The organism is Streptomyces sp. NPDC005435 (assembly GCF_040703155.1).
GTDB lineage: Bacteria > Actinomycetota > Actinomycetes > Streptomycetales > Streptomycetaceae > Streptomyces.
The window spans coordinates 117,516-125,253 of the sequence record NZ_JBEXEQ010000024.1 but is presented as its reverse complement, the minus strand read 5'-3'; the positions used below and the strand labels follow the sequence as shown (position 1 = coordinate 125,253).

Below are 7,738 nucleotides of genomic sequence, written 5' to 3'. Positions count from 1 at the left end.
AAACGCCCGGTTACATTCCGAACCCGGAAGCTAAGCCTCACAGCGCCGATGGTACTGCAGGGGGGACCCTGTGGGAGAGTAGGACGCCGCCGAACAAATTTTAGGGAAACCCCCGCACCATTGGTGCGGGGGTTTTCTGCGTTCCGGACCCTTTTCCCTCCGAGAAGGGGAAGGTAATAAGGAATCGTCAGAGTCGGCCCGCTGCTTTCAGAGCGAGATAGGTGTCCGCGAGCGCGGGGGCCAGCTCGTCGGGTGTCGCGTCCACCACCGTCACGCCGTGGCGCCGCAGTTGATCCGCCGTCCGCTCGCGTTCGCGCTGGGCCTGGGCGGCTGCCGCCGCCTCGTACACCGCGTCGATGTCGCCTCTTCCCTGGGCCATCGCCGCGATGTGCTGGTCGGCCACCGAGGCCACGACGACGGTGTGACGGCTGGTCAACTGAGGGAGTACCGGCAGCAGACCCTCCTCCACGGGGGCCGCGTCGAGCGCGGTGAAGAGGACGACGAGGGAACGTCGAGAGGCCGTACGCACAACCGTGGCGGCCAGGCCTCGGGCGTCCGTCTCGACGAGCTCCGGTTCCAGCGTGGCCAACGCGTTGACCAGCGAGGGCAGTACATCGCCGGCGGACTTGCCCTGGACGAGGGCGCGGACCTGGCGGTCGTAGGCCAGCAGGTCCACGCGGTCACCCGCGCGGGAGGCCAGGGCGCCCAGGAGGAGCGCGGCGTCCAGGGACGCGTCCAGGCGCGGGGCGTCGCCCACGCGGCCGGCCGAGGTGCGTCCGGTGTCCAGGACGAGCAGGATGCGGCGGTCGCGTTCGGGCCGCCAGGTGCGTACGGCCACGGAGGACTGGCGGGCGGTGGCGCGCCAGTCGATCGAGCGGGTGTCGTCGCCGGGTACGTACTCGCGGAGGCTGTCGAATTCGGTGCCCTCACCGCGTGTCAGGACGCTTGTACGACCGTCCAGTTCACGCAATCGAGCGAGTTTCGACGGTAGGTGCTTTCGGCTGGTGAACGGGGGCAGAACCCGTAGTGTCCAGGGGATTCGATGGATGCCCTGGCGGGAGAAGAGTCCGAGGGGGCCGTAGGAACGGATGGTCACCCGGTCGGCCCGGCGGTCGCCGCGGCGGGTGGGGCGCAGCCGGGTCGTCACACGCCGGCGTTCGCCGGGCGGGACGGTCAACCGGTGCCGGGAGCCGTCCAGTTCGGTGCCCGGCTGCCAGCTGCTGGGTGGCCACGCGTCCCGCAGGCGAGCGCGCAGCAGGCGGCGGGACGGGTTGGTGACGGTGAGTGTGACATCGGCGGTTTCGCCGAGACGGACGGAGGTGTCGCCGGAGCGAGTGAGGAGGAGCCGCCGCACGGGAGCGGCGAGAGCGAAGTCGCAGGCACAGGCCAGGGCCAGGGAGCCGTCGACCGCGAGGAGCCCGGTCCAGCTGGGCTCCAGGACGCCGACCGGGAGGGAGCCCAGGGCCGCGATGAGGGCGGCGCGTCCGGTGAGCGGCATCAGCGGGGCACCGGGACGTGGGCGAGAACGGAGTTGATGACGGAGTCGGCGGTGACGCCCTCCATCTCGGCCTCGGGCCGGAGCTGGACGCGGTGGCGCAGGGCGGGCAGCGCGAGGGCCTTCACATCGTCGGGGATGACGTAGTCACGGCCCGTCAGCCAGGCCCAGGCACGTGCCGCAGCGAGCAGGGCGGTCGCGCCGCGCGGGGTGACGCCCAGGGTGAGGGAGGGGGACTCGCGGGTGGCGCGGCAGATGTCCACCACGTAGGCGGTGATCTCGGGGGAGACGGTGGTCTTGGCGACGGCGGCGCGGGCCGCCTCCAGGTCGGCGGGGCCGGCGACGGGACGTACGCCGGCGGCACGCAGGTCGCGGGGGTTGAAGCCCGAGGCGTGGCGGGTGAGGACGTCGATCTCGTCCTGCCGGGAGGGCAGAGGGATCGTCAGCTTCAGCAGGAAGCGGTCCAGTTGGGCCTCGGGGAGCGGGTAGGTGCCCTCGTACTCCACGGGGTTCTGGGTGGCCGCGACGAGGAACGGCTCGGGAAGCGGGCGCGGGGTGCCGTCGACCGTGACCTGACGTTCCTCCATGGCTTCGAGGAGGGAGGACTGGGTCTTGGGCGGGGTGCGGTTGATCTCGTCGGCGAGAAGGAGGTTGGTGAAGACGGGGCCGGGCTGGAAGGAGAACGCGGCGGTGCGGGCGTCGTAGACCAGTGAGCCGGTGACGTCGCTCGGCATCAGGTCGGGGGTGAACTGGACGCGCTTGGTGTCGAGTTCGAGGGCCGAGGCGAGAGCGCGCACGAGGAGGGTCTTGGCGACTCCGGGCACGCCTTCGAGGAGTACGTGTCCACGGCAGAGGAGGGCGACGACCAGCCCGGTGACGGCGGGGTCCTGGCCGACCACGGCTTTGGCGATCTCGGCGCGCAGGGCTTCCAGGGAGGCCCGGGCGGTGTCCGCGTCCCCGGTGTTTCCGGCGTTGTCGGTGGTCGGCTCCGTCATGGACGGCGTACCTCTCTTTCGAGGGCGTCGAGTCGGTCGGTGAGGGCGACGAGGGCCGCGTCGTCGGTGGGCGGCGGGCCGAAGAGGAGGGCATGCGCGGCGGTTTGGCCGTCGACGTCCGCCAGATGGGCGGAGAGGGCCGGGAGCAGGACCTCGGGCGTGTGGGCCTGGGTGAGCGGGACGCCGACGAGTAGGGCCAGGCGGGTGCGGGTCGCGGCGCGCAGGGCGTCGGCGGCGCGGTCGCGGGCGTCGGCCTTGCGGTAGAGGCGGGCGCGGCCTTCGGTGGTCTCGGAGGCGCGGATCGCGACGGGGATGTTCTCCGGGACGAGCGGGCCGAAGCGGCGCCCCCGCCAGAGGGCCGCGAGGCACGCGGCGATGAACAGTTGCAGGGTGCCCCAGAGCCAGCCCGTGGGGAGCAGGTCGAAGAGGCTCTTGCGGTCCTGGGAGTCGGTGAGGGCGGAGTCGTCGAGCGAGGGGAGGTACCAGACCAGATGGGGCCGGGAGCCGAGGAGTTGCAGGGCGAGCGAGGCGTTGCCCTGCTGGTCGAGCCGCTTGTTCAGGAGGATGTCGGGCGCGCCGAGGACGACGGTGTCGCCGCCTTGGGAGCCGGCCGGCAGACGGAGCAGGGTGGCGAGGCGGTCGCTGGGGTAGCAGGCGTCCGCGCCGGGGACGGAGGTGGTGTAGCGGATGCCGCCGGTGTCGGCGCTGCCCGCCCGCCGGGCCTCGGGGAGGGCGCAGCCGGGGTCGAGGGTGGCGCGGTCGCTGGTCGCGGGGTCCGCGCTGACGCCGGGGGCGAGCCGGTCGATGGACCAGGAGCCGGGGGCGACGAGCACCGTTCGGCCGCCGGAGGCCTGTGTGGCGGAGTGGAGGCGGTCCTGCTGGCGGCTGCTCAGCAGGTCGGGTGCGGCGATCAGGAGGGTGGTGCGGGGGCCGGCCGCGGCGCGGGCGGCGTCGGGTGTGGTGACCACACGTGTGGTGACGCCGTGATCGGCGAGGAGCTCGGCGATGGCGCGGCTTCCGGCGGGGTCCGTGGAGCGGGGGTCCAGTCCGCCGTGGACCGATTGGGAGCGGATGGCGGCCATGGCGACCGCACCGACAAGGAGGAGCAGGAGGGCGATCAGGATGCCCCGCGTGCGGGTCCACAACTGGCGGCCGGTGAGGGAGGCCGAAGTGGCCGGTGGCAGGGTTTCGGCGGTCATCCGGCGTCCCCCTGGCGGGCGGAGTGGTCCGCGAGGACGGGGCGGGCGCGTTCGATGCCGAGGTCGAGAGCGCACAGGCGTTGGTACGTCTCCTCGCTCGCGTCGCGGCCGCCGTATGTGACGTCGTCGAATTCCCGGGCCGCCGAGCACAGTCCGTCGGCGTGGTCGGGCAGGACGCGTCCGGCTTCCGCGGCCGCTTCGTCGGCGGTGCGGCCGGGGCGGGCGTCGAGCAGGGCCCGTTCCTCCAGGGCGCGGACGATGGCTCGTACGCGCTCCTGGACGGCCTGGTTCCAGTGGCCCTGGGCGGCGTGTGCCTCGGCGGTGGCGCGGTGGTCGGCGGCGGTGCGGGGGCGTTCGCCGAAGAGGGGTGCGGCGGAGGCGGGGGTGCGGCTGGGGGTGCCCAGCCGCCACCACAGGGCGGCCAGCACGGCGACGACGATCAGTACTACGACGACGAGCCCGAGCGCGCCGCCGGGGGTCGCGGTGGCGGCGCGGTCGAACAGCCGGTTCAGCCAGTCCCAGAAGGCGTCCAGGGCCCGCTGGAAGAGGCTGGGGTCGTTCTCGTGGTACATCGGCTTGGACAGCTCGCGCCGGGCCGCCCCGCGCGCGGGATCGCGCGGGACGGTGACCGGTGGTCCGTCGCCGGAGCGGCCGAGGGCCAGGGCCTGGTGCCCCGCGCGCAGCGCGAAGCGGGCGGCCGACGCGGTGGCGGTGTGCGCGGCGGGCACCGCCGCGAGAACTCCCCCCGTCAGGCTCACCGCATCAGCCTCCGGGGGCGGGCGCGGGGCCCGTGCCGTAGTCCTGGAGTCCGGCGGCGCGGGCCAGTTCGAGGTCGAGGGCCTCGCGGCGGATGCGCTGGTCGATGTAGAGCAGGACGGTGATGCCGGCGTTCAGCGGGATCGTGATCATGGAGGCGATGACCGAGCCGATGCCGGAGATGATCAGGAACGACCAGCTGAGGTGTTCGTTGCCCGTGCCGACCATGTTCAGCACGCTGCCGCTGTTCAGGGCGAACGCGAGGCCGACGAAGGGAATCACCAGGATCGTGGAGATGACGTTGGTGATGATCCAGGCGAGCAGCTGGATGCCGAAGATGCGCCACCAGGAGCCGTTCACCAGCTTCGTGGAGCGGCTCATCGACTTCAGGACGCCCTGCCGCTCCAGCATGAGCGCGGAGGGGGCCAGCGAGTAGCGCACCATCAGCCACACGATGACCAGGAAGGCGGCGATGAGGCCCAGGAAGAGCGTGGCCGCCATGGCGACGTCGGAGCCACCGGTGGAGGCGATCAGGATGCCGGGGGCGAGCCCCACGGCGAAGATGCCCAGGCCGATGGCCGCCAGCAGCAGGAGCAGACCGAGGAGCCGGAGGAGCTGCGGCCGGGCCTGGTTCCAGGCCTCGCCGATGCTGACGGGCCGGCCGAGGACGGCTTGGCTGGTCACGGAGGTGAGCAAACCGGTCGCGAAGATCGAACCGAGCAGGAGTACGGCGGCCACGACCAGGGTGCCGATGACGTCCTGGCCGACCGCGCGGCCCACTTCGTGCGCGGTGAGGGTGGGGTCGTTGAGCACGACGGTGTCGTTGAAGACGAAGCCCCGGAAGAGCAGCGAGACCAGCTGGACGACGACGGCGACCGTCAGCGAGATGCCGAGGACCGTGCGCCAGTAGGTACGCATGGTGGAGACGGCGCCGTCGAGTATCTCGCCGATGCCCAGCGGACGCAGCGGGATGATGCCGGGCTTGGCCGCGGGCGGGGGTCCGCCCCAGCCGCCCGCCCAGCCGCCGGGGGCGCCGTAACCGCCTCCGTAGCCGCCTCCGCGGCCGCCGGCCGGGGGAGCGCCCCAGCCTGGTCCGGGCGGGGGAGGCGGCGGGGTGTGACCCGGCGCCTGCGGGCCGGCCGGAGCGGACCACTCGGCCGGCGGGGGCTGTCCCTCGGCCCACTTCGCGCCCGTGCCCGGCGACGACGTGTCGGGCTCCTTGGCCCCGGGCTCGGCGGGGCCGGTCGTGCCCGGCTCCCGCCCCTCGGACGACGGGGCTGATCCGGGCGAAGCCCAGCCCGGAGTGTCACTCATCGAAGCTCCTTAACGGTGCCCGCGTGATCGCGGCGGCAGGTTGGCAGCCATCGTGCCATGGGGCGGTCGTCGTGTGACCGGTCGAGGTGGAGCCGTACTCCGTCAATTGTCCGCCGGATACGGGGCAGACTCATCGCATGGCTGATCAGCACGCGCAACCGGGCGAGGACAAGCGGCCGACCGAGATACCCGTGATCCGTTGGGAAGAGCCACCCGAAGGACCCGTACTGATCCTTCTCGACCAGACCAGGCTGCCCACCGAAGAGGTGGAGCTGGTGTGCACCGACGCGTCCGCGCTGGTGGAGGCGATCCGTTCGCTGGCCGTGCGCGGGGCGCCGGTGCTCGGCATCGCGGGGGCGTACGGCGTCGCGCTCGCGGCGGCGCGCGGCTTCGACGTGGACGAGGCCGCGCAGTCGCTGGTGGACGCCCGGCCGACGGCGGTGAACCTGTCCGTGGGCGTGGAGCGGGCGCTGACCGCGTACCGGGCGGCGCTCGCCGTCAGCGGTGATCCGACCGTGGCGGCGACGGCGGCGCTGGACGCGGCGCGGGCGCTGCACCTGGAGGACGCGCGGGCGAGTGCCCGGATGGCCGCCCACGGGCTGGCGCTGCTGGAGGAGCTGCTGCCGGGCGGCGGGCACCGCGTGCTGACCCACTGCAACAGCGGTGCGCTGGTGTCGGGCGGGGAGGGTACGGCGTTCGCGGTGGCGCTGGCCGCGCACCGGGAGGGCAGGCTGCGGCGGCTGTGGGTGGACGAGACGCGCCCGCTGCTCCAGGGGGCCCGGCTGACGGCGTACGAGGCGGCGCGCAGCGGGATGGCGTACACGCTGCTCACGGACAACGCGGCCGGTTCGCTGTTCGCGGCGGGTGAGGTGGACGCGGTGCTGATCGGGGCGGACCGGATCGCGGCGGACGGTTCGGTGGCCAACAAGGTCGGCAGCTACCCGCTCGCGGTGCTGGCGCGCTACCACCACGTGCCGTTCATCGTCGTCGCCCCGCTGACCACGGTGGACCTCGCGACACCGGACGGCGCCTCCATCGAGGTCGAGCAGCGCCCGGGGTACGAGGTGACCGAGTTCGGCGTGCCGCAGCTGCCGGTGGCGGGAACGGGCGGCGGTGTCCCTGTGGCACCGCTGGGCACCCAGGCGTACAACCCGGCCTTCGACGTCACACCGCCGGAACTTGTGACGGCGATCGTCACCGAGGAGGGCACCGTGTCTCCCGTGACGGGGGAGGCGCTGGCCAGGCTCTACGCGAAGTCGGAGCGGCAACCGGCCCGGTGAGTCAACCTCGCTGACGTCCACGGCGTCGTTCTCGTGGGGACCGGGGCAGACAGTGACGCCTCGGTACGACTATCGTCACAGGCCAGTGAGCTGCCTCACCTGCGCCTCTGTCGTCGTTACGAGCGTTCTCCACGTTCGCCGTGCCACACCCTAGGCAATGCAACTGCCAGCGAACGGCAATCCCTTCCAACGTGGTCGGCACCATGATCTCCGCATGCGGTTTGATCATCTTCGCTCCCGAGACTGGAAGTTCCTGCCTGGCAATCGGGATCATGGCAGTCACATCTGCTGTACAGCACCGGAGTGCAGCAACTGCACTGATCGACAACGACCGTAACCAACCGCCATCGTCCTCGCTACCAGGTCGAAGAACGTCAGTGAGCCCCGTGCCCATGGTTCGCATCGAGGGGCGAGGTGAGTGTCTAACTGCGTGACAACGCCGACGGACAGCAGCGGACGAGCGTGAACCTCTGCGGACCATCAGCGCAGGCGAGAGGCAGAGCATCCCAAGGCAGAGCCCCCGCCCAAGTTGCTTCGGGACAAAAAGGTCACCATCTCAGGATGGTCTCATCACGCGGGAGGGCAGACGCAGGACAGCAGATGGGCCCTTAGTTGCGACAACTCTGCAACTAAGGGCCCATCTGTGAGTCAGCCCCCATCTCCGCCAGGTTGCGGCGTTCTTCGCGACCCAGGGGCGTG

At 72.0% G+C, this 7,738-nt stretch carries 6 protein-coding genes and 1 rRNA gene; 2 read left to right on the top strand and 5 right to left on the bottom strand.

Features of this window, described 5'->3' with window-relative positions; all coding sequences use genetic code 11:
- Nucleotides 1-95 (top strand): 5S ribosomal RNA (gene rrf, locus AB0898_RS27050); the annotation flags it as partial.
- Between the two features lie 92 nt (nucleotides 96-187).
- Here rrf and AB0898_RS27045 read toward each other — a convergent pair.
- From AB0898_RS27045 to AB0898_RS27025, 5 genes are read right to left on the bottom strand one after another with little or no spacing between them, the layout of a single operon-like run.
- Nucleotides 188-1,498: a DUF58 domain-containing protein gene (locus AB0898_RS27045; RefSeq protein ID WP_366805598.1), complete on the bottom strand. Its 1,311-nt coding sequence runs from the start codon at nucleotides 1,496-1,498 to the stop codon at nucleotides 188-190.
- The gene (locus tag AB0898_RS27040) at nucleotides 1,498-2,490 is read right to left on the bottom strand and encodes a MoxR family ATPase (protein ID WP_366805597.1); all 993 of its coding nucleotides are present in this window, start codon (nucleotides 2,488-2,490) and stop codon (nucleotides 1,498-1,500) included. The genes AB0898_RS27045 and AB0898_RS27040 overlap by 1 nt, the downstream gene beginning before the upstream one ends.
- Complete coding sequence (locus tag AB0898_RS27035; RefSeq protein ID WP_366805596.1) at nucleotides 2,487-3,689, bottom strand: DUF4350 domain-containing protein; 1,203 nt, start codon at nucleotides 3,687-3,689, stop codon at nucleotides 2,487-2,489. The genes AB0898_RS27040 and AB0898_RS27035 overlap by 4 nt, the downstream gene beginning before the upstream one ends.
- A complete protein-coding gene (locus tag AB0898_RS27030) occupies nucleotides 3,686-4,447 on the bottom strand; it encodes a DUF4129 domain-containing protein (protein WP_366805595.1) in 762 nt (253 codons plus the stop codon). Before AB0898_RS27030 ends, AB0898_RS27035 begins: the two co-directional genes overlap by 4 nt.
- A gap of 4 nt (nucleotides 4,448-4,451) precedes the next feature.
- A complete protein-coding gene (locus tag AB0898_RS27025; RefSeq protein ID WP_366805594.1) occupies nucleotides 4,452-5,759 on the bottom strand; it encodes a hypothetical protein in 1,308 nt (435 codons plus the stop codon).
- Between the two features lie 137 nt (nucleotides 5,760-5,896).
- Here AB0898_RS27025 and mtnA point away from each other — a divergent pair, with 137 nt between their 5' ends.
- Nucleotides 5,897-7,039 (top strand): S-methyl-5-thioribose-1-phosphate isomerase, encoded by a 1,143-nt coding sequence (mtnA, locus tag AB0898_RS27020; protein ID WP_366805593.1) that lies wholly within the window; start codon nucleotides 5,897-5,899, stop codon nucleotides 7,037-7,039.
- Nucleotides 7,040-7,738 lie beyond the last annotated feature (699 nt).